30 protein-coding genes are annotated in these 26,859 nt (G+C 43.9%); 28 read left to right on the top strand and 2 right to left on the bottom strand.

All coding sequences use genetic code 11. The annotated features are described in order from the left end of the window. Positions 1 to 12 precede the first annotated feature (12 nt). The 11 genes from der to FZ952_RS05830 all read left to right on the top strand — a co-directional run bounded on the left by der (position 13) and on the right by FZ952_RS05830 (position 13,242). Entirely contained in the window at positions 13 to 1,323 is a 1,311-nt protein-coding gene (der, locus tag FZ952_RS05880) for a ribosome biogenesis GTPase Der (RefSeq protein WP_148880966.1), read from the top strand. 443 nt (positions 1,324 to 1,766) lie between these two features. Further along, positions 1,767 to 4,880: a DEAD/DEAH box helicase gene (locus tag FZ952_RS05875; RefSeq protein ID WP_148880965.1), complete on the top strand. Its 3,114-nt coding sequence runs from the start codon at positions 1,767 to 1,769 to the stop codon at positions 4,878 to 4,880. 43 nt (positions 4,881 to 4,923) lie between these two features. Then, positions 4,924 to 5,589 carry a cystathionine gamma-synthase gene (locus tag FZ952_RS05870; protein ID WP_148880964.1) on the top strand — a complete coding sequence of 222 codons (666 nt, stop codon included), beginning with the start codon at positions 4,924 to 4,926 and terminating at the stop codon, positions 5,587 to 5,589. Between the two features lie 8 nt (positions 5,590 to 5,597). After that, the gene (gene murC, locus FZ952_RS05865) at positions 5,598 to 6,932 is read left to right on the top strand and encodes a UDP-N-acetylmuramate--L-alanine ligase (RefSeq protein WP_148880963.1); all 1,335 of its coding nucleotides are present in this window, start codon (positions 5,598 to 5,600) and stop codon (positions 6,930 to 6,932) included. 9 nt (positions 6,933 to 6,941) lie between these two features. Next, positions 6,942 to 7,457 carry a GNAT family N-acetyltransferase gene (locus tag FZ952_RS05860; RefSeq protein ID WP_148880962.1) on the top strand — a complete coding sequence of 172 codons (516 nt, stop codon included), beginning with the start codon at positions 6,942 to 6,944 and terminating at the stop codon, positions 7,455 to 7,457. Further along, complete coding sequence (locus FZ952_RS05855) at positions 7,454 to 7,966, top strand: GNAT family N-acetyltransferase (protein ID WP_148880961.1); 513 nt, start codon at positions 7,454 to 7,456, stop codon at positions 7,964 to 7,966. Before FZ952_RS05860 ends, FZ952_RS05855 begins: the two co-directional genes overlap by 4 nt. An 80-nt stretch (positions 7,967 to 8,046) precedes the next feature. Beyond that, the gene (gene mltG / locus FZ952_RS05850; protein WP_148880960.1) at positions 8,047 to 9,723 is read left to right on the top strand and encodes an endolytic transglycosylase MltG; all 1,677 of its coding nucleotides are present in this window, start codon (positions 8,047 to 8,049) and stop codon (positions 9,721 to 9,723) included. A gap of 83 nt (positions 9,724 to 9,806) precedes the next feature. Next, entirely contained in the window at positions 9,807 to 10,289 is a 483-nt protein-coding gene (greA, locus tag FZ952_RS05845; protein WP_037614661.1) for a transcription elongation factor GreA, read from the top strand. Positions 10,290 to 10,695: 406 nt separating this feature from the next. Further along, the gene (locus FZ952_RS05840; protein ID WP_148880959.1) at positions 10,696 to 11,316 is read left to right on the top strand and encodes a GTP pyrophosphokinase family protein; all 621 of its coding nucleotides are present in this window, start codon (positions 10,696 to 10,698) and stop codon (positions 11,314 to 11,316) included. Between the two features lie 5 nt (positions 11,317 to 11,321). Further along, on the top strand, positions 11,322 to 12,023 hold the full coding sequence (locus FZ952_RS05835) for a response regulator transcription factor (RefSeq protein WP_148880958.1): 702 nt from the start codon (positions 11,322 to 11,324) through the stop codon (positions 12,021 to 12,023). Then, positions 12,007 to 13,242, top strand: coding sequence for a sensor histidine kinase (locus FZ952_RS05830; RefSeq protein ID WP_148880957.1), 1,236 nt, complete (start codon positions 12,007 to 12,009; stop codon positions 13,240 to 13,242). Before FZ952_RS05835 ends, FZ952_RS05830 begins: the two co-directional genes overlap by 17 nt. Positions 13,243 to 13,512: 270 nt before the next feature. Here the strand turns inward: FZ952_RS05830 and yidC are convergent, their stop codons facing one another. Further along, positions 13,513 to 14,433 carry a membrane protein insertase YidC gene (yidC, locus tag FZ952_RS05825; protein WP_148880956.1) on the bottom strand — a complete coding sequence of 307 codons (921 nt, stop codon included), beginning with the start codon at positions 14,431 to 14,433 and terminating at the stop codon, positions 13,513 to 13,515. A gap of 81 nt (positions 14,434 to 14,514) precedes the next feature. Then, positions 14,515 to 14,793 carry an acylphosphatase gene (locus tag FZ952_RS05820; protein WP_037614650.1) on the bottom strand — a complete coding sequence of 93 codons (279 nt, stop codon included), beginning with the start codon at positions 14,791 to 14,793 and terminating at the stop codon, positions 14,515 to 14,517. A gap of 140 nt (positions 14,794 to 14,933) precedes the next feature. Here FZ952_RS05820 and FZ952_RS05815 point away from each other — a divergent pair, with 140 nt between their 5' ends. From FZ952_RS05815 to FZ952_RS05735, 17 genes are all read left to right on the top strand, one after another. After that, a complete protein-coding gene (locus FZ952_RS05815; protein ID WP_148880955.1) occupies positions 14,934 to 15,674 on the top strand; it encodes a TrmH family RNA methyltransferase in 741 nt (246 codons plus the stop codon). Between the two features lie 44 nt (positions 15,675 to 15,718). Next, positions 15,719 to 16,210, top strand: coding sequence for an HDIG domain-containing metalloprotein (locus tag FZ952_RS05810; RefSeq protein ID WP_148880954.1), 492 nt, complete (start codon positions 15,719 to 15,721; stop codon positions 16,208 to 16,210). Between the two features lie 19 nt (positions 16,211 to 16,229). Further along, entirely contained in the window at positions 16,230 to 16,913 is a 684-nt protein-coding gene (locus FZ952_RS05805; protein WP_148880953.1) for a Bax inhibitor-1/YccA family protein, read from the top strand. Positions 16,914 to 17,117: 204 nt separating this feature from the next. Then, the gene (locus FZ952_RS05800) at positions 17,118 to 18,368 is read left to right on the top strand and encodes a diaminopimelate decarboxylase (RefSeq protein WP_148880952.1); all 1,251 of its coding nucleotides are present in this window, start codon (positions 17,118 to 17,120) and stop codon (positions 18,366 to 18,368) included. Between the two features lie 57 nt (positions 18,369 to 18,425). Further along, complete coding sequence (locus FZ952_RS05795) at positions 18,426 to 18,674, top strand: YneF family protein (protein WP_148880951.1); 249 nt, start codon at positions 18,426 to 18,428, stop codon at positions 18,672 to 18,674. A 115-nt stretch (positions 18,675 to 18,789) separates the two neighbouring features. Beyond that, positions 18,790 to 19,584 (top strand): glutamate racemase, encoded by a 795-nt coding sequence (gene racE / locus FZ952_RS05790; RefSeq protein ID WP_148880950.1) that lies wholly within the window; start codon positions 18,790 to 18,792, stop codon positions 19,582 to 19,584. Beyond that, positions 19,581 to 20,555 (top strand): nucleoside-triphosphate diphosphatase, encoded by a 975-nt coding sequence (locus FZ952_RS05785; RefSeq protein WP_148880949.1) that lies wholly within the window; start codon positions 19,581 to 19,583, stop codon positions 20,553 to 20,555. Before racE ends, FZ952_RS05785 begins: the two co-directional genes overlap by 4 nt. Beyond that, a complete protein-coding gene (locus FZ952_RS05780; protein WP_148880948.1) occupies positions 20,534 to 21,055 on the top strand; it encodes a metallophosphoesterase in 522 nt (173 codons plus the stop codon). Before FZ952_RS05785 ends, FZ952_RS05780 begins: the two co-directional genes overlap by 22 nt. After that, positions 21,052 to 21,513, top strand: coding sequence for a cyclic-di-AMP-binding protein CbpB (cbpB, locus tag FZ952_RS05775; protein WP_148880947.1), 462 nt, complete (start codon positions 21,052 to 21,054; stop codon positions 21,511 to 21,513). Before FZ952_RS05780 ends, cbpB begins: the two co-directional genes overlap by 4 nt. Continuing rightward, on the top strand, positions 21,510 to 22,241 hold the full coding sequence (gene xerD, locus FZ952_RS05770; protein ID WP_037614629.1) for a site-specific tyrosine recombinase XerD: 732 nt from the start codon (positions 21,510 to 21,512) through the stop codon (positions 22,239 to 22,241). Before cbpB ends, xerD begins: the two co-directional genes overlap by 4 nt. 2 nt (positions 22,242 to 22,243) lie before the next feature. After that, positions 22,244 to 22,954 carry a segregation/condensation protein A gene (locus FZ952_RS05765; RefSeq protein WP_148880946.1) on the top strand — a complete coding sequence of 237 codons (711 nt, stop codon included), beginning with the start codon at positions 22,244 to 22,246 and terminating at the stop codon, positions 22,952 to 22,954. Further along, positions 22,947 to 23,492, top strand: coding sequence for an SMC-Scp complex subunit ScpB (scpB, locus tag FZ952_RS05760; protein ID WP_148880945.1), 546 nt, complete (start codon positions 22,947 to 22,949; stop codon positions 23,490 to 23,492). Before FZ952_RS05765 ends, scpB begins: the two co-directional genes overlap by 8 nt. A 133-nt stretch (positions 23,493 to 23,625) precedes the next feature. Further along, positions 23,626 to 24,357 (top strand): pseudouridine synthase, encoded by a 732-nt coding sequence (locus FZ952_RS05755; RefSeq protein ID WP_148880944.1) that lies wholly within the window; start codon positions 23,626 to 23,628, stop codon positions 24,355 to 24,357. Beyond that, positions 24,354 to 24,614 carry a membrane protein insertion efficiency factor YidD gene (gene yidD, locus FZ952_RS05750; RefSeq protein ID WP_187423874.1) on the top strand — a complete coding sequence of 87 codons (261 nt, stop codon included), beginning with the start codon at positions 24,354 to 24,356 and terminating at the stop codon, positions 24,612 to 24,614. The genes FZ952_RS05755 and yidD overlap by 4 nt, the downstream gene beginning before the upstream one ends. A gap of 85 nt (positions 24,615 to 24,699) precedes the next feature. After that, a complete protein-coding gene (gene rsmD, locus FZ952_RS05745; RefSeq protein WP_148880943.1) occupies positions 24,700 to 25,239 on the top strand; it encodes a 16S rRNA (guanine(966)-N(2))-methyltransferase RsmD in 540 nt (179 codons plus the stop codon). Beyond that, complete coding sequence (gene coaD / locus FZ952_RS05740) at positions 25,229 to 25,714, top strand: pantetheine-phosphate adenylyltransferase (protein WP_148880942.1); 486 nt, start codon at positions 25,229 to 25,231, stop codon at positions 25,712 to 25,714. The genes rsmD and coaD overlap by 11 nt, the downstream gene beginning before the upstream one ends. Positions 25,715 to 25,718: 4 nt before the next feature. Next, a complete protein-coding gene (locus FZ952_RS05735; protein ID WP_410468288.1) occupies positions 25,719 to 26,804 on the top strand; it encodes a SepM family pheromone-processing serine protease in 1,086 nt (361 codons plus the stop codon). Positions 26,805 to 26,859: the final 55 nt, after the last annotated feature.

Here is a 26,859-nt window from a genome sequence, read left to right as displayed (position 1 = left end):
GAGAGGTAAGTAATGGCTTTACCAACTATTGCCATTGTCGGCCGTCCCAATGTCGGCAAGTCAACACTCTTCAACCGGATTGCTGGTGAGCGAATTTCCATCGTTGAAGATGTCGAAGGAGTCACCCGAGACCGGATTTATGCGACGGCAGATTGGCTTAATCGTAAGTTTAGTATCATTGATACGGGCGGAATTGACGATGTTGATGCGCCTTTTATGGAGCAAATCAAGCACCAAGCTGAGATTGCTATGGACGAGGCTGATGTCATTGTTTTTGTCGTGTCTGGTAAGGAAGGAATCACGGATGCGGACGAATATGTCGCTCGGATGCTTTACAAGACCCATAAGCCGGTCATTTTAGCGGTCAATAAGGTGGATAATCCCGAGATGCGCAATGAGATCTATGATTTCTATGCACTGGGCTTGGGCGATCCTTTCCCAGTCTCTTCTGTCCATGGGATTGGTACAGGAGATGTTCTGGACGCTATCGTCGAAAATCTTCCTCACGAGGAAGTGGTTGAAAATCCTGATATGATCAAGTTTAGCTTGATTGGCCGTCCCAATGTCGGTAAGTCTAGCTTGATCAATGCCATCTTGGGTGAAGACCGGGTCATTGCCAGTCCAGTGGCTGGTACTACGCGCGATGCTATTGATACGGTCTTTACAGACAGTGAAGGTCAGGAATTTACCATGATTGATACGGCGGGTATGCGTAAGTCAGGCAAGGTCTATGAAAATACAGAGAAATACTCTGTTATGCGAGCTATGCGAGCCATTGACCGTTCAGATGTTGTTCTGATGGTGCTTAATGCTGAAGAAGGAATCCGTGAGTACGACAAGCGAATCGCTGGCTTTGCCCACGAAGCTGGGAAAGGTCTAATTATTGTAGTCAACAAGTGGGATACGCTGGAAAAAGACAACCATACTATGAAAGACTGGGAAGAAGATATTCGTGATCAGTTCCAATACCTGTCTTATGCACCGATTATTTTTGTCTCTGCCCTGACCAAGCAGCGTCTCCATAAGCTGCCGGACATGATTAAGCAAATCAGTCAGAGTCAGAATACCCGTATTCCATCAGCGGTGCTCAATGATGTTATCATGGATGCCATCGCGATTAATCCGACACCGACTGACAAGGGCAAACGTCTCAAGATTTTCTATGCGACTCAGGTTGCGACCAAGCCGCCGACCTTTGTCATTTTTGTAAACGAAGAAGAACTAATGCACTTCTCTTACCTGCGTTTCTTGGAAAATCAAATCCGCAAAGCTTTTGTCTTTGAAGGAACCCCGATTCACTTGATTGCAAGGAAGCGGAAGTAGGAGCTTTAAGCGAATCAAGTCTGAGTTTTTTTAGGTGGGTTCTAGTTTCACCAGCTAGTAAATCCAGATAGGAACAAGTTATATCTAATTCAGTTGCTGCCAGTGATGAAATAAACCATTTTGAAGCTGAGGGATTTTTTAAAAGAGAAGCCTTTTAGGACGTATATAAAACCTACTTGGCTGCTTCCTCTCCTTATCGGAAAAGCCAGATTGAACTGTGTGAAAAAAGAACGAGTAGTACCAGTCTTTAAGTGGATATGTGCAATCTTATCAAGCTTGGTATCCGCTTCTACCAAAGTCTGAGGTGGAGTATCACATATCCAAAAAGTAAATGAGTGATTAGACATAGGCATTCTATACATAAAGAAAGCAAGTTGATGCTTGCTTTTTCTTATTGTGTTCAAAATATGGTATAATAAAAGGATAAACGTTAGGTGGTAATTATGGCTAAATTAATTCCTGGTAAAATTCGAACAGAAGGGATTGCGCTCTGTGACAGCAAAAAGGTTGAAATTCTTGAAGTCAAGGATTCCTTTTTGTACACGCGCGTGGATCAATACAATCTACGCTATAGTCTAGATGATGATGCAGTTTTCTGCTCCTGTGATTTTTTTCAAAAGAAGAAGTATTGTGTCCATCTGGCTGCCTTAGAATATTTTCTGAAAAATGATGCGGCTGGCAAAGACCTACTAGAAAAGATGGAAGAAAAGGAGTCATCCAGTCAGGAAACCCAGAAGTTAGTCTCTTTTGGCAGTCTTTTTTTGGATAAGATTTTGCCAGATAAATCCGGGCAGCAAATCTGCTATGAGCTATCGGCGACCGGTCAGGAAGATACTTACACAGGACAATTCTTATGGAGTCTGCGGATCAGTCGACTGCCAGATGAGCGTTCTTATGTGGTACGTGATATTTTGTCCTTTTTGAGAACCTTGGACAAGGGCGGCCATTATCAGATTGGAAAGAGTTATTATGAGCCCATCCGCATAGAGAATTTTGATGAGGCCAGTCAAGATTTGCTAGAATTCTTACGGGGCTTGGCAGCGGATTATAAGGGGCAGGATTCTTCGCTAGTCTTTCCCAATGCAGGGCGGCACCTCTATTTTCCAGCCAGTCTTTTTGAAGAAGGTGTGACTCGTTTGATGAATCTCATGTCATTTCGTTTGGAATATAGCTTCTATGATTATTCGGAGGTATTTTTTCAGGACTTGCATGAAGAGGCGGAGATTTATCAGTTTGAGGTGCAAGAGCGTGAAAACTATTTTGAGCTACTGATATCAGAAAAGAATTATAAGATGCTCTATGGGGGGCAATTTATCTTTCATAATCAGACATTCTATCAACTGACGGCTCAGCAGACGAAATTAATCAAGGCTTTACAGGAACTGCCGATTGAGCAGGAACGAGTAAAGCGCCTGCAATTTGATGTATCTGAGCAGTCCAAACTGGCAGTGAGTTTGGTCGAGTTTAAAAAGATTGGCCGTGTGACAGCACCTGAGCGTCTGCTCATTCATGACTTTACCGTGGATTTCGAATTTAATTTGGGGGCGGACAAGCAAGTATTACTGGATCTTGTTTTTGATTATGGCAGTCAGACCGTAACCAGTCGTGAGGAACTAAGAAACCTGCCTTTCGCTAGCAATTTTGAGCGAGAACAGCAGGTTTTTAAAGAAATGCTGGAGGCGGGTTTTGCAGATGAGTTTATCAGCCAGCGTCCGCCTTTGCGACCAGAAGAAATTTACCGTTTCTTCTCCGTTTTGATTCCGCGTTTTAGAGCACTGGGCAATGTCCACCTATCAGATAAGTTGCAAGCCTTGTCCTACACAGAACCTCCGAGAGTTTCCGTCGGTATGAACGGTGGTCTCTTGGATATTGGCTTTGATTTTACTGGTATTGATCAGTCTGAAGTGGATGATGTTCTAGATTCGCTGATGAGCCAAAAGGATTACTTTATCAGCAAGACGGGTCAGGTCTTGATTTTTGATGAGAATAGTAAGCGAATCAGCCAGACCTTGCAACAATTGCGAAGCAAACATTCTAAAAATGGGGTTATCCAAACGCATAGTCTGGCCGCCTACCAACTCTCTGAATTGTTCAAAGATCAGGAAAGAGTTGACTTGTCGGAGGATTTTCGCCAGCTGGCTTATGATTTGACCCACCCTGAGGATTTTCCTCTGCCTAAGCTGAAAGTTCAGGCTGAGCTTCGGGATTATCAGGAAACGGGTGTAAAATGGCTATCCATGCTGAATAAATATGGATTCGGCGGTATTCTAGCCGATGACATGGGCTTGGGGAAGACTCTTCAGACCATTTCTTTTCTGGCTGCTCATTTGATCAAGTCTAAGAAAGTCTTGATATTAGCACCATCTAGCCTGATTTACAACTGGAGTGATGAGTTTGCCAAATTTGCTCCGGACTTGGATGTAGCCGTTGTGTATGGGCTGAAAAATGTTCGAGATGCTGCGATTGCAGAAAATCATCAGATTACGATTACCAGCTATGCTTCTTTCAGACAAGATGTTGAAGAGTATCAGGGGCTTCATTTTGACTATTTGATATTGGACGAAGCACAGGTCATGAAAAATGACCAGAGCAAGATTGCTCAATATTTGAGAGCATTTGAGGTGGAGCGGACTTATGCCTTGTCTGGCACGCCGATTGAAAATCATCTCGGCGAGCTCTGGTCTATTTTCCAGATTGTCCTTCCGGGCTTGTTACCGGCCAAGAAAGCTTTTTTGAAGATGTCGGCAGAAACGGTTGCGCGCTATATCAAACCCTTTGTTATGAGGCGCAAGAAAGAAGAAGTTTTGCAGGAGCTTCCTGATTTGATTGAGGTTTCTTACCGTAACGAACTAGCAGACAGCCAGAAAACGATTTATCTAGCCTTACTCAAGCAAATGCAGGAGCGAATTCTCCATGCAACGGAGGAGGAAATCAATCGCAGCAAGATAGAGATTCTGTCAGGTCTTATGCGGCTCCGTCAAATTTGTGACACACCTAAGTTATTTATGGAGGATTACGATGGGGAAAGCGGTAAGCTGGAGAGTTTGCGTGAGCTGCTGGAGCAGATCCAAGACGGCAATCATCGTGTTCTGATATTTTCACAATTCCGTGGAATGTTGGATATCATCGAGGCCGAGCTGGATCAGATGGGGATGGAATCCTTCAAAATCACGGGCTCAACCCCTGCAAAAGATCGTCAGGAGATGACAACGGCTTTTAACCAAGGAGAACGGTCAGCCTTTCTGATCTCTCTCAAGGCCGGCGGTGTCGGTCTCAACCTGACTGGTGCAGATACCGTTATTTTGGTGGACCTCTGGTGGAATCCAGCGGTAGAAGCTCAGGCCATCGGCCGGGCCCATCGTATCGGACAGGAACGCAATGTCGAAGTTTATCGGCTGATTACGAGGGGAACCATTGAAGAAAAAATCCAGGAATTACAGGAGACTAAACGAAATCTGGTTTCAACTATTCTGGATGGGGCAGAAGCACGCTCTAGTCTTTCGCTGGAGGAAATTCGAGAAATTCTCGGAATTTCACCAGAATCGCTTGAAAAATAGTTTGAATAGTTTATAATAATGAAGAGTTGAAAGGAAAATCAATATGACTGATAAACAATTTCCTCTAGTTGCTGATGATGAAATCATGCTGACAGAGATGCCACACATGAATTTGTATGATGAATTGGACCTCATCAGCAATATTATTGGGGACTATACAGACCGTAACTATTTAGAGTGGGCGCCGATTGTTGATTCTAGCAAGCATGCACCAGCTGCTGCCAACCTAACTGTCAAAGGACCGGTTAAAAAACAGGCGAATTTTCAAGATTTTAAAAGACCAATTGATAAAAGTGCCCCAGCTATTCGCTATGCTGAGCAGGCGCGTGAAGAAGCTAGAGCTGATTTGAAAAAGAAACGCTCGGCTCCTTATTTGACCAGTGAAATTCCCAATAAGATTCGGAATAGGAAAGTTTCGGCTGTTGCTCATTCGACCACGGAGCAGCCAAAGCCGACTGCAACTTTCCAGAAAAATGCTGCGGGAGAGTTTGCTAAATTTGGAAATAAACTCAAACAAGAATCCTATATTTTAGCAGAGATTAAGCCTGCTTACAGACCTAAGACTCAAAAATTCAAGGAAGAATCTAAGAAAAATACCTATGATTTTTTGAAGAACAGTCAAGTCTATAAGCAAAGCAATCCTCAGGAAGAGCACAAGAAACATAGAATGGCTCAAGAATTGAACTTGACCAAATTAGATAAGGAGTAAAAGCTATCATGACGAAAACCTATTATTTTATCGGGATTAAGGGCTCTGGTATGAGCGCTTTAGCATTGATGCTGCACCAGATGGGCCATAAGGTTCAAGGAAGCGATGTTGATAAATATTATTTCACTCAGCGCGGTCTGGAGCAGGCTGGCATTTCCATCCTGCCTTTTGATGAAAAGAATGTCCAGCCAGACTATGAAATCATTGCTGGCAATGCCTTTCGTCCAGATAACAATGTAGAAATTGCTTACGCAGATGCTAACGGTATCGGCTACAAACGCTACCATGAATTTTTAGGTGGCTTTATGCGTGACTTTGTCAGCTTAGGAGTGGCTGGTGCCCACGGGAAGACCTCTACAACGGGTATTCTCTCCCATGTTCTGTCCAATATTACGGATACTAGCTATCTGATTGGAGATGGTACAGGTCGTGGATCGGCCAATGCTAAGTATTTTGTCTTTGAGTCAGACGAGTACGAGCGCCATTTCATGCCTTATCATCCAGAATATTCGATCATTACCAATATTGACTTTGACCATCCGGATTATTTTACTGGCTTGGAAGATGTCTTTAATGCGTTCAATGATTATGCCAAGCAAATCACTAAGGGGCTCTTTATCTATGGAGAAGATGAGCAGCTGCGTCGGATAACATCCAATGCACCGATTTACTATTATGGATTCCAGAAAGAGAGCAATGATTTTGTCGCGCATGATTTGTTGCGTTCGACTAGCGGTTCCATCTTTAAAGTTTCCTTCCGCGGGCAGGAACTGGGCGAATTCCAAATTCCGAGCTTTGGTCGTCACAATATCATGAATGCAACAGCTGTGATTGGGCTCCTTTATATTGCTGGCTTTGACTTGAATTTAGTTCGCGAGCATTTGAAATCCTTTGGCGGAGTCAAGCGTCGCTTTACAGAGAAGATTGTCAACGAAACAGTCATCATTGATGACTTTGCCCACCATCCGACAGAAATTATTGCGACTCTGGATGCAGCCCGTCAGAAGTATCCAAGCAAGGAAATCGTGGCAATCTTCCAGCCGCATACCTTCACTCGGACTATTGCTCTCTTGGACGAATTTGCAGAAGCCCTCAATCAGGCTGACGCGGTCTATCTAGCTCAGATTTATGGATCTGCGCGTGAGGTGGACAATGGCGATGTTAAGGTCGAGGATCTAGCTGAAAAGATTGTCAAGCGGGCCAAGGTCATTGATGTGGATAATGTTTCTCCGCTTCTTGACCACAGCAACGCAGTTTATGTCTTTATGGGAGCTGGTGACATCCAGACTTATGAATATTCCTTTGAGCGTCTCCTGTCTAATCTGGCTAACAATGTCCAATAGGCTGTAACTGTGGAAGTATACATCAAGATTAGGCAAGCCCAGTTGAGCGACTGGGAAGAAGTTGTTCATATTGAGAATTTGAATTTTTCTAAAGAAGGGGCAGCTAGTCCGGGAGCGCTGAAAGAGCGGATTCAACTGATTGCAGATACCTTTCTGATTGCAGAGCTCAATGGGCAAATAGTGGGTTATGTCGTTGGTCCTGTCCTTGTCTCGCGTCATCTAACTGATATCCTCTTTACCAGAGTGACAGCCAATCCTCCAACTGGTGGCTTTATTGCCATCCAAAGCCTGTCTGTCCATCCAGATTTTCAGCGTCAGGGTATGGGAACTTTGCTCTTGGCAGCCCTCAAGGAGGCGGCTGTTCAGCAAAACCGCCAGGGTATCAGCCTAATCTGTCATGATGAGTTTATCTCTTATTATGAGATGAATGGTTTTGTCGATGAAGGCATTTCCCAATCTTTCCACAGCGGAGCCCCTTGGTTTGATATGGTTTGGGACAATCCCGACTTTAAGGAGAGACAATGATTATCCGTCAAGCAAGTCTAGCAGACTTGGATGCGATTCATAGAATTGAACTGGAGAATTTCAGTCCAGAAGAAGCTATTAGTCGTGAGATATTGGCAAAGCATATTGAAACGATTTCCACGACATTTTTGGTTGCGGAAAAAAATGGCAAGATTCTGGGCTATTTAGAGGGACCCATTCGACCAGAACGACACTTGCATGATGTTTCTTTCACACTGGAGATAGAGGACTGCTATTCTATCGACGGCGGCTTTATCTCTCTTACCAGTCTGTCTATTTCGAAAGAAGCACAAGGCTTGGGTGTAGGAAGAGCCTTGCTGGAAGCTATGAAGGAAATTGCTATTGCAGATGAACGCCACGGCATCAATCTGACCTGCCATGATTATCTGACAGCTTATTATGAAAGACACGACTTCGTCAATGAAGGGCAGTCAAAGTCAACCTATGCCGATGAAATTTGGTATGATATGGTCTGGGATAATCCTCAGTCAAATTGTCACAAAGTGTAATCAAAATGTAACAATAAACAAGCCCTAAAATCCGAATAATATTGCATTTATCAAGGTTTTAAGATATAATATTAAGGATTATGAACAAGGAGGTCAAGTTTTTGACTGAAAATTCACAAGATAAAGAGAAAAATCTGAGTTTTAAGGAACAGATTTTAAATGAATTGGCGGAAGCTGGTGGGGAGGGACAGCCTTCGGACTTAGAACCAGCAGCTGACAATAAAGAAGCGATGCTCACCGAAAACATTGAATCCCTTCTTTCATCTGTTGAGGATTCTCATAAAGCTTTAGCGGAGGTTTCTGAAGAAACACCTGCAGCTGATAGTCTGGTAAACACAGAAACTTCGGAAGAGGAAAAAGCTGAAGATGGCCAAACCATGATACTGGAAAGCTTGATAGCTAATTTGGACACAGAAGCACAAGCTGCGGATGCTCAGGAAGTTAAAGTTGCCGAGCCTGAAACACGTGATGGTGAATCAATGACTTCTTCAAAGGTGCCAGTGTCTTATAAAGTTTCAGGAGAAGCAGCTCCTGAGCCTCAAGTAGAAGAAGAGCCAGCTCAAAAGATAAGCGAAAATCTATCTCGTGCCGATCGGGCAAGAAATACAAAGAAAAAGAAGCGTCAGAACAAGGTGGCACGGAATATTGTTCTAACTGTTCTACTTATCGTTCTGATAGGTGTTGGGGTTACAGGTTTTGTTGGCTACAACTATTTCTCTTCTGCTCTGAAACCGATTGATGCAAATTCTACGGAGTACGTTACAGTCGAAATTCCAGCTGGATCAAGCTCTAAAGAAATCGGTGAAATTCTTGAAAAGAATGGCCTGATTAAGAACGCTCAAGTTTTTAATCTTTATTCAAAAATCAGAAGTTACGGCAATTACCAATCTGGTTATTATAATCTACAAAAGAGCATGGACTTAGACTCTATTGCTAAGCAGCTACAAGAAGGTGGTACGGAAACGCCACAGCCACCAGTTCTTGGGAAAATTACCATTCCGGAAGGCTATACGCTTGAGCAGATTGCGGAGACGGTCACTGCCAATGCAGCTGCAACTTCAAAAAAGAATGCTAAGACACCATTTAGCAAGGAAGATTTCTTAAATAAAGTTCAAGATGAGGACTTTATTGCGAAAATGCTTGCCAAATATCCGCAACTCTTAGCAACTCTTCCTGGAAAGGACAGTGGGGTCAAGTACCGACTGGAAGGCTATCTCTTCCCAGCTACTTATGAATATGGGAAGGAAACCACAGTTGAGGAACTGATTGACCAAATGTTGGCTGCTATGAATACGAATTTGTCGCAGTATTACTCAACGATTGAGTCCAAAAACCTGACTGTCAATGAAGTATTAACTCTTGCTTCACTGGTTGAAAAAGAGGGTTCAACTGACCAGGATCGTAAAGATATTGCCAGTGTCTTTTATAATCGTTTGAACCAAGCAATGCCGCTTCAAAGTAATATTGCGCTCCTTTATGCTCAAGGAAAGCTTGGAAAAAAGACGACTCTCAAAGAAGATGCTGAGATTGATACCAATATTGATTCTCCATACAATGTTTATAAGAATCAAGGTCTGATGCCTGGACCGGTAGATAGCCCAAGCCTCTCCGCCTTAGAAGCTACAATTAACCCAAGTAAGACAGACTATCTTTACTTTGTAGCCAACGTGGAAACAGGTGTTGTCTACTTTGCAAACACATACGAAGAACATGCTAAGAATGTAGAAGAACATGTCAATAGCAAGCTAACCCAATAAAGCGACAGTTCTAACAAAATTATGTGGTTTTCCACATAATTTTGTTTTATTAAAAAATAAAATAAAAGAAAAGAGAAAAAATTATGGCTGAAAAAACGTATCCGATGACCCTTGCGGAAAAGGAAAAATTAGAAAAAGAATTAGAAGAATTAAAATTGGTCCGACGTCCAGAAGTGGTAGAGCGCATTAAAATTGCTCGTTCTTATGGAGATTTGTCAGAAAACAGTGAATACGAAGCAGCGAAAGATGAACAAGCCTTTGTGGAAGGTCAGATTTCCAGTCTTGAGACTAAAATTCGCTATGCTGTGATTGTAGATAGTGATGCAGTTGCCAAGGATGAAGTTGCTATCGGGAAAACAGTTACCATTCAAGAAGTCGGTGAAACAGAAGAAGAGGTTTATATCATTGTTGGTTCTGCTGGAGCAGATGCTTTTGCTGGTAAAGTTTCAAATGAAAGTCCAATTGGCCAAGCTCTGATTGGTAAGAAAACCGGTGACACTGCAACGGTTGAAACACCAGTTGGCAGCTATGATGTTAAAATCTTAAAAGTTGAAAAAACAGTCTAAATGAATTTGAAAATCTAAAAGCTGAACAATCAGCTTTTTTTGTTTTCGATTTGTTTAAGTCAGAATGTGTATGATGGAGCTCTAAGGGTAAAAAGAGATTTTCCGTAGGTTGATGAAGTGATTCTGTAGCCAAACGGTACGAGAGATTGAAATAGTCTAAGATATTTTTTAGCCCCGACCTTTATGCTTAGTAAGCGAAAACCAACCGACTATCATAAAACAGAAATGAAAGACGGCGACCTTGGGAAGTGTCAGGGAGGAATGAGAAAAATAGCATTTAAGTAGGGGAGTACGGCAAACTAAGCTAACTACATAATAAAAGATAAACGGAATGACTATAGGGTAGAAGTAGGGAAATTACAGATGGATATGTTATAATGAGAAAAGGAAAAATGAGGAGAGGATCATGCAAGAGCAAGCTATTTATGGCAAATACGGTGACTATTTGCCCAAAATACTAGAAGATATCAGTCAGCGTATCAAAGCTGAGAATAAAAAAATAAAGCAGGAAACGGGACATAAGCTGTTTGAGCATTTTAATGCTCGTGTCAAGGATGAGGCCAGCATGCTGGAAAAATGTAATCGTAAGAATCTGCCACCGACTCCTGAGTCTGCTCTCAAGAAAATTCGCGATGCGATTGGGATTCGGATTGTTTGTGGATTTATTGACGATATTTATCAGACGATTGACATCATTCGGGGGTTGGAGGGCTGCAAGATTATCCTTGAGAAGGACTACATCCTGTCGGCCAAACCAAATGGTTACCGCTCCTATCATTTGATTTTAGAAGTGGAAACGCCCTACGAAGACTGTTTGGGCAATCAGCCTGGCTCTTATTTTGTGGAAGTCCAGCTGCGGACCATTGCCATGGATTCTTGGGCTAGTCTGGAGCATCAGATGAAATACAAGCATGAAATTAAGGATACCAAGCGGATTGTTCGAGAGCTGAAGCGCTGTGCGGATGAGCTGGCTTCCTGTGATGTGACTATGCAGACCATTCGCAATCTGATCCGAGAAAGTGAGTAGAAAATATGAAAATTTTGTTAGCAGAAGATGAGGAGCAGCTTTCCCGTGTTTTACAAACAGCCATGATCCACGAAGGTTACGAGGTGGATGCGGCTTTTGATGGACAAAAAGCTGTTGACTTAGCTTTTGAAAATGCCTATGACTTGATGATTTTAGATATTATGATGCCGAAGAAAACGGGTCTGGAAGCCCTAAGAGAAATCCGTCAGTCAGGAAATACGAGTCATGTCATCATGCTGACGGCGATGTCAGAAATTGACGACAGGGTCACAGGCCTAGATGCGGGTGCAGATGATTATCTGACCAAACCTTTCTCCCTCAAGGAATTGTTAGCCCGTCTGCGGTCTATGTCGCGTCGTTTGGAGGCTTTCACCCCCAATCTTTTGCAGGTTGGTCGGACCAGTCTGGATGTCGGTGAGCATGAATTAGCCAGCTCAAATTCCATCCGTCTGGCTAGTAAGGAATCCAAAATGATGGAGTTTTTGATGCTAAACAGTGGCAAAAAACTGACAACAAAAGAAATTTTTCAGCATGTCTGGAAGGGCGAGCAAAGCGAGGACTTGGATGAAGGCTTTGTCTGGATCTATATCTCCTATCTCCGCCAAAAGCTCAAGGCCATCAATGCAGACCTGGCTATTTTAGGTGAGGAAAATGGCAGTTTTTGTTTAGTGCCAGTGGAAGGAGACAAGCATGTTTCGGAAACTTAGAGTTCGCTTTATCCTCATAGCATCAGTAGCTGTCACAGGCATCCTCTTTTTTCTGGTTGGGGCTCTTAACTCAGTCCGATTTCTTCAAACGACTGGAGAAATCCAAGCAGTATTGAATATCTTGTCAGATAATCAGGGTGAGTTTCCCAGTGTCCAGGCTACGGCTCAGGCTTTGGATAATGACCGCATTTCGATTGATACCATTTATCAGTACCGTTACTTTAGCGCTGTATTTAATGAAGATGGAACGGTCTATTCCTCGAATCTGAACAATATTTCTAACCTTTCTCAGGAGCAAGCTTTAAAATCTGCCAAATCAGTCGTCAAACAGCACCGAAAAAATGGGATTTTTACTATCGGTGGTCAGTATTACTCTTATCAAGTGACGCGGGATGCAAAGACCAAGCGCTACTTGGCTGTCGTACTGGACTCGACCAAATATCTTGAGGACCGCAATGACTTTCTGTGGGTTTCCATTCGTTCGGCTCTTTATAGCGTCATTTTCTTTATTGTCGTCATTTCCGTTGTGTCTAGTTGGGCCATTCGTCCCTATGTCAGGAATTATGAGAAGCAGAAGCGTTTTATCACCAATGCTGGTCATGAATTGAAAACGCCTCTGGCGATCATTTCGGCTAATACAGAGTTGCAGGAATTGATGACGGGAGAAAATGAGTGGACGGAAAGCACCAAGGATCAGGTCAATCGCCTCAGTAATCTAATCAACCAAATGGTCAGTCTGGCTCGTTTGGAGGAGCAACCGGATATGGCTTTGGTAGATGTGGACTTTTCCAGCCTTGTCCAAAAGGTAGCTCAAGATTTCAAATCTGTAGCTGAAAAAGCTGGGAAGGACTATCAAATCAGGGTTCAGGATGATATCCATGTCAAGGCAAGTCAGGATGAACTCTATGAATTAATCAGCATTTTGATTGACAATGCCTGCAAATATTGCGATGAGGACGGCCAGATTTTTGTGACCTTGACTAAGGCCAAGCGTAGAAAACGGGCACGCTTGATTATTTCCAATAGCTATGCTGATGGGAAAAATGTCGACTATAGTCGCTTTTTTGACCGTTTTTACCGCGAAGATGAATCCCATAATCATAAGCAGGCAGGCTACGGAATTGGCCTCTCCATGGCTGAAAGTCTGGTCAATCTTTTTAAAGGAAAAATCGCAGCCAGCTATAAAAAAGGCTTCATCAGCTTTACAATCCTGATTTAGCAGTTGAAATCAGCTTGCAGAAGGTCAGCTTGTATCGTCTTTCGGTTGCATCCCCTCGTTTTAAACTCAGAAAATACTGGGATACTCTTTTGCTTTTTAAAGATAAGACTCGGGGTAAAATGATTCTTAGAATGTTTTGTTTTCGAGATTGATTTGACGAAAATTTCAACAGTCTTCTCGTCTATTGCAGCATCCTGAAAGCAAATCGAAAAAGGTTAAGAAGATAAAAATCGCTCTTTTGTGTGAATTAGAAGAGCGATTTTTATTTGTTTATCTAGAACGTTGTTTCCCAGCGTTACGGTTGTTTTTCTTTTTAGTGCTATGGCTGATGGCCTGACTAGCTTTTGGTGTTACATCTTTTACTCGTCCTGAGTTTCTCATGGCTTTTGGAGGATTCTTTTTATACTCTTCAGCCACTTGTTTTCTAATCCGTGGGCGAATCAAGTAGTTGATCATGAATTGCTGAATAATTTGGATGAAACCGCCGACAACCCAATAGAGGGTTACAGCTGCTGGCGACATGAAGGAGAAGACAACAATCATAATCGGGCTCATATAAGAAGCGCGTTTCATCTGCTCTTTTTGTGCTTCGTCTTCTATACCATGAAGGGAGAGGACAGACTGAAGATAGTAGAGCACCCCAACAATGAGAGTCAAGACAATACTTGATTTTCCAAGGTCAATACCAAGAAATGTACTGTTTGCCACGCCTTCAGTGTACTGAGCAGCAAAGAAGAGGGCTGAGAAGAAAGGCATTTGAATGAGCAGAGGCAGGCAGCCGATACCGCCAAACATACTCAAGCCATTTTCTCGTTGAGCTGCCATCAATTCTTGCTGAGCCTGTAGCTTTTCTTCTTGCGTTTCAGCATTATTGACCCGTTCTTGGAGCGGCGCAAAGATAGGTTTGAAGTAGTTCATCTTTTCCGACTGAAGAGTAGCCTTCCAAGACTGGTAAATCCCGAGAGGGAGGATAATAATCCGCACAATCAGAGTGACAAGAATGACCCCCATCCCAAAGCCGAGATGCATATTATTGGCGAAGAACTTAATGGCTTCTCCCATAGGATGCCCCAACAGGTTCCAGATGATTCCAGATGGATTTCCGGCTTTGTCTCGTCCGACACATCCAGTCAATAAAAGGAGCAGGGACAAGCTCATTCCAGAGAATAAAATACGTTTAAATTTTTTCACGAGTTCATTTCCTTTGTTTCTAAAAAATAATACCTATCTATTCTACTGTTTTTTTGCAAAATATACAATAGTTCTGCAGACCTAATTTGCAATTTTAAAGTCGGTATAGGAATCAAAATTGGCCATGGTTACATCTAGATAGCTTACTTTAGAAAAAGGAGTCGGGCCTTTGCGGATTTCCTGAATGAATTTGGCCATGAGAGCAGATGTTTCGGCTTGGGCCAAAATTTCGACAGTGCCGTCATCGTTATTCCAGACACGACCGGTAATCCCGCCGATTTCTAGAGCTAAAGAATAGACTCCCCAGCGAAAACCGACACCTTGGACACGTCCTTGAGCAATCATTCTTACTTTTTGCATAGCTGCCTCCTTTTGTAACGGGCCAGAACTCAACCGTCAGCTTCTCCGTTTTCCCTAGCCTACTGAGCAGGTTGAGATTTTCTTTGCGGATAAGTCTGGAGGATGAGTCCAAAACCGCTAGATTGTGGTATAATGTACTTATGAATATTATAACCTCAAAAGCCAATAATGTGGTGAAAAAAGCTAAAAAACTGCATCAAAAAAAATATCGCGGACAATCTTATCTGATTGAGGGATGGCATCTTTTTGAGGAAGCACTTGCCAGTCAGGCGAGGATTCTTCGAATTTTTGCTTTGGCGGACTATGCGGAGCGTTTGGCGGAATTTTCTCAGACGATTTTTGTCAGTCCCGAGATTCTCAGTGATTTGGCAGACAGCAAGACCCCTCAGGGAATCGTCGCAGAATTAGCCTTTGAGGAGCAAAATATTCCTGAGAAGCTTGAGGGAGCCTATCTCTTTTTAGAGGATGTACAGGATCCTGGCAATGTCGGAACTATCATCCGAACAGCGGATGCGGCAGGCTATCAGGGGGTGTTCATTTCCAGTCGCTCTGCTGATATTTACAATCTAAAAACGCTGCGCTCCATGCAGGGTAGCCATTTCCATTTGCCGATTTATCGCGTGAGCAGAGGGGAAATGCTTGCTCTTGCGCGTAAAAATAAGCTGCAACTTCTGGCTTCGACTTTATCAGAAGATTCCGTTGACTATCAAAGAGTCGAAAAAAATGAGCATTTTGTCCTAGTCGTGGGCAATGAAGGTCAGGGAATCAGCCAAGAAATAACGGATGCGGCCGATGTTTTGGTTCATATTTCGATGAAAGGCCAAGCAGAGAGTCTAAATGTCGCTGTGGCAGCTGGAATTCTGATGTTTGCTTTAAGCTAGTTTTTAGAAATCTTTCTATAATGAAACTAAACGGAGGTGATGTTATGCCTTACAGAGAAGATGAAGAATTTATGGCTTATGTGGGGCATTTAATTGAAAAACCCAGTGTGCAGCGCCTGAAAGAGATTACTCATCATATCCATTCCAACCGACTTGAACATTCGATTAATGTCAGTTATACTAGTTATAAGATTGCTAAAAAATTTGGCTGGAATGCTCGTAGTACAGCACGAGGTGCTCTTCTTCATGACCTATTTTACTATGACTGGCGTGAAACCAAGTTTAAAAAGAGTCATGCCTGGGTGCATCCCCGTCTAGCAGTCCGTAATGCCCGCAAGATTACCAAGCTCAATCGAGTTGAGGAAGATATTATCATCAAGCACATGTGGGGGGCAACCATTGCTCCGCCGCGCTATAAGGAGTCTTATATTGTGACGATGGTGGATAAATATTGGGCAGTCAAGGAAGTGACTGCACCTTGGCGGCGTAAGATGGGCGGACGCAAAAAGTATCATCGTAAGATGTTGAGAAGTTAAAATGTGAAAAGGAGACATTATGAACAATACAGTTATTCAAGAAAACAGCGGACTTTCTAGTTTTTATTCTAAAGTCTATGGATTTGTCGGGCTGGGAATTGCTATCTCTGCCTTGGTATCAGGCTTAATGCTAACGACCTTTCAGATGGCCATGGTCGATATTTTGCTCAATTATCGTTGGATTTATTATGGGGCTATTTTCCTTGAGTTGGCCTTGGTTTGGTCAGCTTCTAGCATGGGCCTTCGCAATAGTCCGGCAGCCATGCCACTCTTTTTGAGTTATTCAGCCTTAAATGGCTTCACCATGAGTTTTATTGTGGCTCTCTATACAGGAGGAGTGGTCTTTAAAGCCTTTGCTGTTAGTGCGGCAGTTTTCATTGTTATGGCAGCAATGGGAATTGTTATCAAAAAAGATTTGTCTGGCATGGGACGTGCCATGATTGCTGGTTTGATTGGGATTTTGATTGCGAGTCTGGTCAATATTTTCCTTGGTAGCGAGATGGTGGACTATATCGTCAGTTATGTCAGTGTTGTGATTTTCTCTGGCTTGATTGCCTGGGACAATCAAAAAATTCGTTATGTTTATGAGCAAACTGGCGGTCAAGTTGGTCTGGGCTGGTCAATCTCCCTCGCTTTGAGCCTTTACCTCGACTTTATCAATCTCTTCCTCAGCATCCTTCGGATTTTCGGAAGAAATGATTAATGACATAAAAAATTAATCCATAACTGCACCTCTAAAGTTGGCTAAGTAAAATCTAACTTTAGGGGTGTTTTGGTATGAAATTTATGCCCATTGTTAACTTGTAGTAGGATATGTAGTGAAGAGAAGTTCTTGTAACTTCTTTTTCTCTGCTTTGTCATCATTTATGTTATAATATTCTCAGAAAAAGAGAAAGCAGAGATGTGTATGAAAATTCCATTTATCAGTCGTGAACGCTTGGCCGAGCTGACCGAGCAGTTTCCAACACCCTTTCATCTCTATGATGAGAAGGGGATCCGGGCGCGGGTGCGGGCTCTGCATCAAGCCTTTGCCTGGAATCCGGGATTTAAAGAATATTTTGCTGTCAAGGCGACACCGAATCCTGCTATTTTAAAAATCCTCAAGGAGGAAGGTTGCGGGGTGGACTGTGCCAGCTATGTAGAGCTGATGATGAGCCAAAAGTTGGGCTTTGCAGGTGATGAGATTATGTTTTCGTCCAATAATACGCCAGCCGATGAATTTCGCCTTGCGCGGGAGCTGGGGGCGACCATCAACCTAGATGCCTATGAGGATGTGGCTTTCTTGGAGGAAGTAGCTAGCATTCCCAAGGTGATTTCCTGTCGCTACAATCCCGGCGGTGTCTTTGAGCTGGGTACCAGCATTATGGATCATCCGGAGGAAGCTAAGTTTGGCATGACCAAGGCGCAGCTGATTCAGGCCTTTAAGGAACTCAAGGCGTTGGGAGCAGAGAAATTCGGTATCCATGCTCTCTTGGCCTCCAATACTGTCAGCAATGCCTACTATCCGGCACTGGCTCGTCAGCTTTTTGAGTTAGCGGTAGAGGTCGTAGAAGCGACCGGGGTTGAGCTAGATTTTATCAATCTGTCTGGGGGTGTCGGGGTCAACTACCAGCCTGAAGGTGAGGAAAATGATATTGCGGTCATCGGTCAGGGAGTTCACCAGGCTTACGAGGAAATCCTGACACCGGCTGGTCTGGGGCAGGTCAAGATTTTCACCGAGCTGGGACGTTTTATGCTGGCGCCTTTCGGTCTCTTGGTGACCAAGGTTACTCACAAAAAGCAGATCTATCGAACCTATCTGGGAGTGGATGCTTCTGCGGTTAATCTCCTTCGTCCTGCTATGTACGGAGCTTATCACCATATTACCAATATGGATCGGACAGAAGGACCGACAGAGATTGTCGATGTGGTCGGCAGTCTCTGTGAAAACAACGATAAATTTGCCATCCAGCGGGAGCTGCCTGTCAGCCGAATCGGCGATACACTGGTCATTCACGATACTGGTGCCCACGGCTTCTCCATGGGCTACCAATACAATGCCAAATTACGCTCTAGCGAGATTCTCCTAGAGGAAAATGGGCAGGCTCGCATGATTCGTCGGGCAGAGAGGCCAGAAGATTATTTCGCGACTCTCTATGGCTTTGATTTTGAAAAATAGAGATAATTTGGTATAATAAAGAGCAATGAAAAAATTGAAATAGGAGTTCGGATTATTATGAATACATTGTTAGCGATTGTATTGATTATGTTAGCTTTCTTTGGCGGGATTTTGCTTGGTATGTACCTGCTTCGCCGTCAGGTTGAAAAGGAATTTGCGGAAAATCCACGTCTCAATGTGGAAGCGGTGCGGACGCTGCTCAGTGCCAGCGGACAAAAGCCAAGCGAAGCGAGAGTACAGCAGGTTTACCGTCAAATCATTAACCAACAAAAGGCAGCACTTGCTAAAAATAAAAACAAAAAATAAAAACAAAAAATAAATTTTCCTCTCTTGGCTGTCTTAAAGCCGATAGGAAATTTCTATATAAAAAAATGGGGATTTGGGCTAAGCTTCCAATCCCTTGTTTTAGAAAGAAGACTTTATGGATAACCGACCGATTGGATTTTTAGACTCTGGGGTGGGCGGTCTGACTGTTGTCCGTGAACTGATGCGGCAGCTCCCCCATGAGGAAGTGGTTTATATAGGTGATTCGGCTCGAGCTCCTTATGGTCCTAGGCCGGCAGAGCAGATTCGGGCTTATACCTGGCAACTGGTCAACTTTCTCCTAACCAAAGATGTTAAGATGATTGTCATTGCCTGCAATACGGCGACAGCTGTTGTCTGGGAGGAAATCAAGGAAAAGCTGGATATTCCTGTCCTAGGTGTGATTTTGCCTGGAGCCAGCGCTGCAATTAAGTCAACTGTTGGTGGCAAGATCGGAGTCATCGGGACTCCTATGACGGTTCAGTCCGATATTTACCGAAAAAAGATTGAGGCTCTATCTCCTGAGATGCAGGTGCAGAGCTTGGCTTGTCCTAAGTTTGTACCGCTGGTGGAGTCCAATGAGCTCCAGTCCAGCCTGACCAAAAAGGTGGTTTATGAGACTCTGCATCCTCTGGCGGGCAAGGTTGATACTCTTGTCTTGGGCTGTACCCACTATCCTTTGCTCCGGCCGATTATTCAAAATATGATGGGGCCAAGCGTCAAGTTGATTGACAGCGGAGCTGAGTGTGTACGGGATATTTCTGTCCTGCTCAATTATTTCGAAATCAATCGTAGCCGCGAGAAGCACGAACTGAATCATCGTTTTTATACTACAGCCAGTGCTAAGAGATTTGCGGAAATCGCAGAAAACTGGCTGAATCTGAAAGTCAATGTGGAGCATGTGACCTTATGACAAAGAACATTTATGAATACAAAGATGCCTCTGACTGGTATGTGGCTGAATGGGGGAAAAGTGCCTCTTACAGTGAATTTGAGCGAGTGCCTGCAGAAGCTTCTGAGATTTTAGACCGCTTAGAGAGTATTTTGGCGGAAGAAGAACTAGGCCTGCCCTTAAATATCACGGTCATTCGCTACGGCTCAGCCTTTCGCTTTCTCACCTTCTTGCTGGATATTTTAAATCAAGAAACAGGCCGAAAGTTAGAATTGTTGCAGCGACAGGGAGCACTCCTCTTGGTTGAAGCAGGACAATTGCTCTATGTTCATCTGCCGCAAACTGGTGTAGATTTACAAGCCTTTCTGGGAGCAAAAGATATCAAGGATACCCTCTTGATTGCGACTCGCAATGAGGGCAAGACGGCGGAGTTCCGGAAGCTTTTTGGAAAGATGGGCTACAAGGTGGAAAATCTGAATGATTATCCTGATTTGCCAGAAGTGGCTGAAACAGGCATGACCTTTGAAGAAAATGCCCGTCTCAAGGCTGAAACGATTAGTCAATTGACTGGCAAAATGGTGTTGGCAGATGATTCAGGTCTGCAGGTGGATGTTTTGGGCGGCCTGCCAGGTGTTTGGTCGGCTCGCTTTGCTGGTGTTGGTGCGACAGATGATGAAAACAATATCAAGCTTCTGCACGAACTGGCTATGGTCTTTGACATTAAAGACCGCTCTGCTCATTTCCACACAACTCTGGTGGTGGCTAGTCCAGATAAGGAATCCTTAGTTGTCGAAGCGGATTGGTCGGGCTACATTGCCCATGAGCCCAAAGGTGAAGATGGCTTTGGCTATGATCCTTTGTTCTTAGTCGGAGAGACAGGAAAAACATCAGCTGAGCTGACGATCGAAGAGAAAAATGCCCAGTCTCATCGTGCGCAAGCGGTGCAAAAATTAGTGGAGGTATTTCCAGCATGGCAAAGCAAACAATCATAGTGATGAGTGATTCCCATGGGGATCGTGCCATTGTCGAAGAGATTAAAAATCGTTATTTAGGAAAAGTAGATGCTATTTTTCACGACGGGGACTCAGAGTTACCTTTTGAGGATGAAGTCTGGAAAGGGATTCATGTCGTGGCAGGCAATATGGACTTTTATCCTGGCTATCCAGAGCGACTGGTGACAGATTTGGATGGGACTATTATTGCCCAGACCCACGGTCATCTTTTCAATATCAACTTTAGCTTCCAAAAGCTGGATCTCTGGGCTCAGGAAGTAGGGGCAGATATCTGTCTATATGGGCATTTACACGTTCCAGATGCTTGGATGCAAGGGAAGACTCTCTTTCTTAATCCAGGCTCCATTAGCCAGCCTCGTGGCTCGATCAATGAACGTCTCTACGCTAAGGTAGAGATTGATGAGGATCGTTTTAAGGTTGATTTTTATACGCGAAATCATGAGCTTTACCCAAGCTTATCTAAGGAGTTTGCCCGATGATTGCTAAGGAATTTGAAGAATATCTTTTGAATTTGGAAGACACTTTTTTGACGCCAGAATCCAAACTGGCAGTGATGATTGATACCCACAATGTAGACCATGCGATTCTCTTACTGAGTCAGATGACCTACTCGCGGATTCCAGTGGTGACAGCGAAGAAAAAGTTTGTCGGAACTATTTCTCTGACAGATATCATGGCTTATCGGATGCAGCATGAGCTACCGGAGGAAGAGTTTATGTCAATGGATATTGTCCATATGACTCGAAAAGATGGTCTGACCGTTGAGCCAGATTACCAGATTTCAGATGTCCTGCGTAAGCTGGTAGATGAGTCTTTCTTGCCTGTTGTGGGTAGAAAACATCGCTTTTATGGGATTATTACCAGAAAATCGATTTTGAAAGCTGTGAATTCGCTGATGCATAATTTCACGAGTCAGTATGAGATTTCCAAAAAATGAAAGAACAAATCACCCCTTTTTTAGAGCAAAAAAATATCTCGGAAAATTCAAAACTAGCCTATTCCTACGATTTGGAGCAATTTGTCAATGAAATCCACAGCAAGGTGACGGAGACCAATTTGCGGATTTATCAAGCTTCCATCAAGGATTTTAAGGCGGCTGTCCAGAAGCGAAAGCTCTCAGCGGTTAATCAATTTCTCTATTATCTTTACGAGAACAAGATGATTGGAGAATTTCACCGCTTGACCTTGCCCAAGGTCGCGATTTCCAAGGAACTTGAAAGCGAGCTGATGGACTTGTCAGCTTTTTGGGAGACTTCTGCGGTTCCGCATGGCCGACTAATGGCGCTTCTGATTTTGGAAATGGGTCTCTTGCCAAGTGAAATCCTGCAGGTCAAGGTTGAGGATATTAATCTTGACTTTCAGGTTTTGCGGATTGAGAAGGCTGGGCAGAAGCGGATAATAAAAATCCCTGAAAGTCTGACGGATGAGTTAGGTGACTATTTGACAGGGACTTATTTATTTGAAAAGAATGGCAAGTCCTATTCACGCCAATGGGGCTTTCGCCAGCTGGAAGCTTTCTTGATTGAGCAAGGGCAGGCCAGCTTGTCAGCCCAAAGCCTGCGGGAGCAGTTTATTTTGCGCCAGCGGGAAAAAGGTGTCGGCATCTACGACATTGCTCGTGATCTGGGCTTGAAGACAGTGATTACATTAGAAAAATACAGATAAGAATGGATATCAAGTTAAAAGATTTTGAGGGACCGCTGGACTTGTTGCTGCACCTCGTATCCAAATATCAGATGGATATTTACGATGTGCCCATTACCGAGGTCATCGAGCAATATCTGGCTTATGTGTGTACTCTGCAGGCCATGCGGCTGGAAGTGACGGGAGAATACATGGTTATGGCCAGTCAGCTCATGCTGATCAAGAGTCGTAAGCTCTTGCCTAAAGTGGTAGATCAGGTGGATTTGGAGGACGATCTGGAGCAGGACTTGCTGAGTCAGATTGAGGAATATCGGAAGTTCAAGCTGTTGGGCCAGAAAATGTCCCTTCAGCATGATGACCGGGCTCTTTATTATTCCAAGCCCAAGCTGGAGCTGGTTTATGAAGACGCTGAGCTCCTACACGACAAGTCAACCATTGATCTTTTCTTGGCTTTTTCCAAGGTGATGACCAAAAAGCAGGAGGAGTTTTCAAAGAGCCACACGACCATTGTGCGTGACGAGTATAAGATCGAGGACATGATGGAAGTAGTGCGCCAGCGCTGTCGGACTCAAAAACGCCTTGCCCTGCAGGATATTTTTGCAGAAACCAAAGACATGAATGAAGTGATTACGCTCTTTTTAGCAACCCTGGAGTTGGTCAAGGTGCAGGAAGTGCAGGTTATTCAGGAGGAAAACTTTGGAAATATTTATTTAGTAGGAAGAAAGAATGAGTAAATTAGCAGAGATTGAAGCCCTGCTTTTTGTGGCGGGGGAAGATGGTCTCAAAGTTCATCAGCTATCAGAAATCCTCTCCTTACCGCCGACTGGTGTCATCCAGAGTTTAGAAAAATTGGCGGAGAACTATCAAGCAAATCCCGACTCCAGTTTGACCTTGCTGGAAACGTCAAAGATTTATAAGTTGGTTACCAAGCCTGAATTTGCTGAGATTTTACGGGAATATTCGCGGGCACCGATTAACCAGAGCTTATCCCGAGCTGCACTGGAAACCTTGTCGATCATTGCTTACAAGCAACCCATTACAAGGGTGGAGATTGATGATATTCGCGGAGTTAATTCCAGCGGGGCGATTTCGAAGTTACTAGCCTTTGAGCTGATTCGGGAAGATGGCAAGAAGGAAGTCATTGGCCGCCCCAATCTCTATGTGACGACGGATTATTTTTTGGACTATATGGGCATCAATCATTTGGACGAATTGCCTATTGTGGATGAAGAGGAGCTCATTGCTGAGGAAAGTCAACTTTTCGGAGAGTAACAAGTTCATCCTATAAGGGACCTTTTTTGAATACTACCAAGCTTTGAGGGAGGCACTGCTTTCCCTATTTGCCATTTTTCCAGCTGTTAAGGTTGTGAAAATGGTCTTTGTATCTTGTGAAAGGACAATATCGATGAGAATCAATAAATACATTGCCCATGCGGGAATTGCCAGCCGGAGAAAGGCTGAGGAACTGATCAAGCAGGGGCTGGTGACCGTGAATGGTCAGGTGGTGCGTGAGCTAGCGACTACCATCAAGTCGGGGGACCGAGTAGAAGTGGAAGGCCAGCCTATCTACAATGAAGAAAAGGTCTACTACCTGCTCAACAAACCGCGCGGGGTGATTTCCAGCGTAACCGATGACAAGGGGCGCAAAACAGTCGTTGATTTACTGCCGCAGGTCAAGGAGCGGATTTATCCTGTTGGCCGACTGGACTGGGATACTTCTGGCGCCTTGATTTTGACCAATGATGGTGATTTCACGGATGAAATGATTCACCCGCGAAATGAAATTGACAAGGTCTATGTGGCACGTGTCAAGGGTGTGGCCAATAAGGAAATTCTGCGTCCGCTGACCCACGGTCTGGTCATTGAGGGTAAGAAAACCAAGCCAGCTGTTTATGAGATTCTGAAAGTCGATCCAGTGAAGAATCGTTCGGTTGTTCAGTTGACCATCCACGAAGGACGCAATCATCAGGTCAAGAAGATGTTTGAAGCAGTGGGGCTTCCAGTGGACAAGCTCTCACGGACTCAGTTTGGACATCTGGATTTAACTGGGCTCAAGCCGGGTGAAGCACGTCGATTGAGTAAAAAGGAAGTCAGCCAGTTGCATCACTTGGCTGTGACTAAGACTAAGAAAAAATGATTAAGAAAATATTGATAGCGCCGGTTCGTTTTTACCAGCGCTTTATTTCCCCTGCCTTTCCGCCTTCCTGCCGTTTTCGGCCAACCTGTTCCAATTACATGATTGAAGCAATCGAAAAACACGGAGCCAAGGGGATACTGATGGGCTTGGCAAGAATTGGCCGCTGTCATCCCTGGTCCGAGGAAGGGGACGATCCAGTCCCAGACCATTTTAGTCTTCGGCGAAATGACTCTAAAACAGACTTAGAACGGAAATAGCCTTGTTTCCGTTTTTTGCTAGAGAATAAAGTCCAGCCTTAGCAATTACTATCAGCTTTTTAATATTTTTGTTATAATGTTTTTTATGAGAGTTGTTTCAGGGAAGTACGGGGGCAGACCCCTCAAAACATTAGATGGAAAGACAACGCGACCTACGACAGATAAGGTCAAGGGTGCGATTTTTAATATGATTGGTCCCTATTTTGATGGCGGCCGGGTGCTGGATCTGTATGCAGGCAGCGGCAGTCTGGGGATTGAGGCGGTATCTCGTGGCATGGATTCCGCTGTTTTGGTTGAAAAAGATCGGCGGGCACAAGCTATCGTGGCAGAAAATATTGCCATGACCAAGGAAGCAGCGCGTTTTGAGCTGCTCAAGATGGAGTCGAGTCGAGCCTTGGAGCAGTTGACTGGCCAGTTTGATCTGGTTCTGCTGGATCCGCCCTATGCCAAGGAGCAGATTATCTCAGATATTGAGAAAATAGCGGAGCACAAGCTCTTGAGCGAGGATATTATGGTTGTTTGTGAGACGGACAAGTCGGTTGATTTGCCAGAAGAAATCGCAGACTTGGGTATCTGGAAGCAAAAAATATATGGAATTTCAAAGGTGACGGTCTATGTCAGATAAAATCGGACTCTTTACAGGGTCATTTGATCCCATTACCAACGGACATGTGGATTTGATTGAGCGAGCTAGTCGGCTGTTTGATAGCTTGTATGTGGGAATCTTCTATAATCCTCACAAAGAAGGATTTTTTAACATCCATGCGAAAAAAAGAATGGTTCTAGCGGCTTTAGCACATTTGGAAAATGTGGAAGTCATCACTTCGCATGATGAATTGGCGGTCGATGTGGCAAAAAGGCTGGGTGTGACCGCTCTTGTCCGAGGTCTACGCAATGGTCAAGACTTGGACTATGAAGCTAGTCTGCATTTTTTTAATAAGGAATTGGCACCTGATTTGGAGACCGTTTTTCTGTTGAGTCAGCCAGCCTATCAATATATCAGTTCTTCACGAATGCGGGAATTGATTACTTTTCAGCAGGATCTTTCTGCCTATGTGCCAGCAAGTGTAATTGAGGAGTTAGAGAAAAAAGATGAATAATGATATGACAAATCCGAAAACGATGACGAAGGAAAATAAATACGGCTTAAAATTAGCCGGCTGTGCGGGAGTGACGACTATTCTCGTTCTTGTGCTCTTCCTTTTTTCTTTTATTGTTCCTTTGCCCTATTATATTGAGGTACCTGGGGGAGCAGAAGACATTCGGCAGGTCCTGACTGTGGACGGCAAAGAGGATCAGGCGGCAGGTTCCTACAATTTTGTGACGGTTGGGATCCAGCATGCGACCTTTGCTCATCTGGTCTACGCTTGGCTGACGCCTTTTACGGATATTTATTCAGCTCAGGATATGACGGGGGGCTCAAGCGATGAGGAATATCTGCGGATTAATCAATTTTTTATGGAAACTTCGCAGAATATGGCCAAATACCAAGGTCTTAAAGCCGCAGGAAAAGACATCAAGATGAACTATCTGGGTGTCTATGTTCTGAAAGTAGCTCAGAATTCGACCTTCAAAGGGATTTTGAACATTGCGGATACGGTGACGGGAGTCAATGACAAGACTTTTGAAAGCTCGGAAGATTTGGTCAAATATGTGAATTCTCAGGCCTTGGGCGATAGTGTCAAGGTGACCTATGAGGAAGATGGAGAAACTAAGACAGCGACGGGGAAAATCATCAAGCTGGAAAATGGCAAAAATGGAATTGGCATTAGTTTAATTGACCGCACGGAAGTCAACAGCAGTGTTCCGATTGAATTTTCGACCGAAGGCATTGGTGGTCCCAGTGCTGGCCTTATGTTTAGCCTAGCCATTTATACTCAGCTGGCCAATCCCGACCTGCGAGACGGCCGAGTGATTGCGGGAACGGGCAGCATTGACAGAGAAGGTAAGGTCGGTGATATTGGTGGGATTGACAAAAAAGTAGTGTCTGCTGCCAAGGCTGGGTCGACCATCTTCTTTGCCCCAGATAATCTTGTCAGCGAAGAAGAAAAAAAGGCTAATCCCAAAGCTAAGACAAACTATGAAACGGCGCTTGAAGCAGCCAAGGAAATCAAAACGGATATGAAAATTGTGCCGGTCAAAACCCTTCAGGACGCAATTGATTATCTAGAAAAAACCAAAAAATCTTAGTCTAGGCTAAGATTTTTGCATTTTAGGTATTGACTAGGGATTTGCTTTCTAAAAA

The organism is Streptococcus sp. Marseille-P7376, assembly GCF_902460385.1.
GTDB lineage: Bacteria > Bacillota > Bacilli > Lactobacillales > Streptococcaceae > Streptococcus > Streptococcus sinensis.
This window is presented reverse-complemented; position numbering and strand designations above follow the sequence as displayed.

Bases quoted from the DNA above. Each gene is read 5' to 3' on its own strand.
- der (WP_148880966.1), top strand. From the start codon at position 13: ATGGCTTTACCAACTATTGCCATTGTCGGCCGTCCCAATGTCGGCAAG.
- FZ952_RS05875 (WP_148880965.1), top strand. From the start codon at position 1,767: ATGGCTAAATTAATTCCTGGTAAAATTCGAACAGAAGGGATTGCGCTC.
- FZ952_RS05870 (WP_148880964.1), top strand. From the start codon at position 4,924: ATGACTGATAAACAATTTCCTCTAGTTGCTGATGATGAAATCATGCTG.
- murC (WP_148880963.1), top strand. From the start codon at position 5,598: ATGACGAAAACCTATTATTTTATCGGGATTAAGGGCTCTGGTATGAGC.
- FZ952_RS05855 (WP_148880961.1), top strand. From the start codon at position 7,454: ATGATTATCCGTCAAGCAAGTCTAGCAGACTTGGATGCGATTCATAGA.
- mltG (WP_148880960.1), top strand. From the start codon at position 8,047: ATGAACAAGGAGGTCAAGTTTTTGACTGAAAATTCACAAGATAAAGAG.
- greA (WP_037614661.1), top strand. From the start codon at position 9,807: ATGGCTGAAAAAACGTATCCGATGACCCTTGCGGAAAAGGAAAAATTA.
- FZ952_RS05840 (WP_148880959.1), top strand. From the start codon at position 10,696: ATGCAAGAGCAAGCTATTTATGGCAAATACGGTGACTATTTGCCCAAA.
- FZ952_RS05835 (WP_148880958.1), top strand. From the start codon at position 11,322: ATGAAAATTTTGTTAGCAGAAGATGAGGAGCAGCTTTCCCGTGTTTTA.
- FZ952_RS05830 (WP_148880957.1), top strand. From the start codon at position 12,007: ATGTTTCGGAAACTTAGAGTTCGCTTTATCCTCATAGCATCAGTAGCT.
- FZ952_RS05820 (WP_037614650.1), bottom strand. From the start codon at position 14,793: ATGCAAAAAGTAAGAATGATTGCTCAAGGACGTGTCCAAGGTGTCGGT.
- FZ952_RS05815 (WP_148880955.1), top strand. From the start codon at position 14,934: ATGAATATTATAACCTCAAAAGCCAATAATGTGGTGAAAAAAGCTAAA.
- FZ952_RS05810 (WP_148880954.1), top strand. From the start codon at position 15,719: ATGCCTTACAGAGAAGATGAAGAATTTATGGCTTATGTGGGGCATTTA.
- FZ952_RS05805 (WP_148880953.1), top strand. From the start codon at position 16,230: ATGAACAATACAGTTATTCAAGAAAACAGCGGACTTTCTAGTTTTTAT.
- FZ952_RS05800 (WP_148880952.1), top strand. From the start codon at position 17,118: ATGAAAATTCCATTTATCAGTCGTGAACGCTTGGCCGAGCTGACCGAG.
- FZ952_RS05795 (WP_148880951.1), top strand. From the start codon at position 18,426: ATGAATACATTGTTAGCGATTGTATTGATTATGTTAGCTTTCTTTGGC.
- racE (WP_148880950.1), top strand. From the start codon at position 18,790: ATGGATAACCGACCGATTGGATTTTTAGACTCTGGGGTGGGCGGTCTG.
- FZ952_RS05785 (WP_148880949.1), top strand. From the start codon at position 19,581: ATGACAAAGAACATTTATGAATACAAAGATGCCTCTGACTGGTATGTG.
- FZ952_RS05780 (WP_148880948.1), top strand. From the start codon at position 20,534: ATGGCAAAGCAAACAATCATAGTGATGAGTGATTCCCATGGGGATCGT.
- cbpB (WP_148880947.1), top strand. From the start codon at position 21,052: ATGATTGCTAAGGAATTTGAAGAATATCTTTTGAATTTGGAAGACACT.
- xerD (WP_037614629.1), top strand. From the start codon at position 21,510: ATGAAAGAACAAATCACCCCTTTTTTAGAGCAAAAAAATATCTCGGAA.
- FZ952_RS05765 (WP_148880946.1), top strand. From the start codon at position 22,244: ATGGATATCAAGTTAAAAGATTTTGAGGGACCGCTGGACTTGTTGCTG.
- scpB (WP_148880945.1), top strand. From the start codon at position 22,947: ATGAGTAAATTAGCAGAGATTGAAGCCCTGCTTTTTGTGGCGGGGGAA.
- FZ952_RS05755 (WP_148880944.1), top strand. From the start codon at position 23,626: ATGAGAATCAATAAATACATTGCCCATGCGGGAATTGCCAGCCGGAGA.
- yidD (WP_187423874.1), top strand. From the start codon at position 24,354: ATGATTAAGAAAATATTGATAGCGCCGGTTCGTTTTTACCAGCGCTTT.
- rsmD (WP_148880943.1), top strand. From the start codon at position 24,700: ATGAGAGTTGTTTCAGGGAAGTACGGGGGCAGACCCCTCAAAACATTA.
- coaD (WP_148880942.1), top strand. From the start codon at position 25,229: ATGTCAGATAAAATCGGACTCTTTACAGGGTCATTTGATCCCATTACC.
- FZ952_RS05735 (WP_410468288.1), top strand. From the start codon at position 25,719: ATGACAAATCCGAAAACGATGACGAAGGAAAATAAATACGGCTTAAAA.